The following is a 1,083-nucleotide window of genomic DNA, read 5'->3' on the forward strand; positions in this document are numbered from 1 at the left end:
CCACCATCCGGATAACGCATCCCACCGGCATACTCCCGAATCCCGCCGTACGCATGCAACCGCGAGGTGACACCTCAGACTTTCAGCCTCTGTAGCGCCCAAGAAAGTGCTTTTGTCCGATTCTTCGCTTTGCTCCATGGCGTGAGAGACTGATTGTCGATGACCTTGAAATCGCAGGTGGCGAGCTTACCCACAGCATCAGCGACCTTCAGCCGAATGCGCCAGTCGTCGTCGCCGACCAGCTCGGCGAGCCAGTCGTAGAGTGGCGGGCGAACTGCGGGCAACTCGCGCCACAACGTAGTGAGCAGCCGGTCGGCCATGCCTGGTCGTAGCTCGATACGTGGACCTTCACCGCCGTGGGTGGCCCCCGGTGTGTCTCGCACGGGATCGGTTATCCACTGGCTGAGCTGTTCCCATACCGGGAAGCTTGGGTAGTCCTCCTTGGGCGTGTCTATATGCTCGTACTGCCTGACGCGTTGTGCCAGCGTCAGGGCGGCGGCGGACACGATGGCCTCGGGAAGTCCGTGTAGCACTGCGCTGCTTATCAGGAAGTACTTGCTGAGTAAAGCCTCGGATTGCAGCAGGTTCCTCGACAGATTAGCGAGCGCGGAGTAAGGAAGATCGGCAATCATAGAGGAAAGCGATCTCCCTTGCCGAAGGCCTTCTACAAGTTGTTCGGCCGTGTAGGCGGCGTCCCGGGGACAACAACCCGCGACGTGTTCCGTCAGCGAGTTTCCTATTTCCTTGAGTTCTTCGTCGGTTCCGGGAAATTGGTCAAGGAGTCTCCGACGGATGATTTCTTCCGCCATTGGCGCCTCATGCTTGATCACAAACTTTGTGACTGCGGAGTCATTTGAGACGATGACCACGATCATCGCTCCACTCTCGCGCGCTACGGCGCAGAGGTGATCTACCGTCGCTTCGGGACGGCGGGGCCAGGTTTCATCGTCCACGCGTAGGACATAGCCGTATCCCGCGCGAAGATCATTGAATGCTTTTCATCCAGCCTCACGGAGCTGAAGGACGAGGATCGCTTTGACGAGCTGACCTGCGAGAAGTGGGCAGCAGCGGAGTTTGCGCAGG

Annotated in this window: 1 protein-coding gene; it reads right to left on the minus strand. The window is 59.0% G+C overall.

Features of this window, described 5'->3' with window-relative positions:
- Window positions 1-74 precede the first annotated feature (74 nt).
- Window positions 75-875 carry a hypothetical protein gene (locus ACZ6SA_RS49200; protein WP_465836417.1) on the minus strand — a complete coding sequence of 267 codons (801 nt, stop codon included), beginning with the start codon at window positions 873-875 and terminating at the stop codon, window positions 75-77.
- Window positions 876-1,083: the final 208 nt, after the last annotated feature.

The organism is Nonomuraea sp. NPDC049378, assembly GCF_055586745.1.

Excerpts from the sequence above, each read along its gene's own strand:
- ACZ6SA_RS49200 (WP_465836417.1), bottom strand. The coding sequence starts at position 875 with ATGATCGTGGTCATCGTCTCAAATGACTCCGCAGTCACAAAGTTTGTG.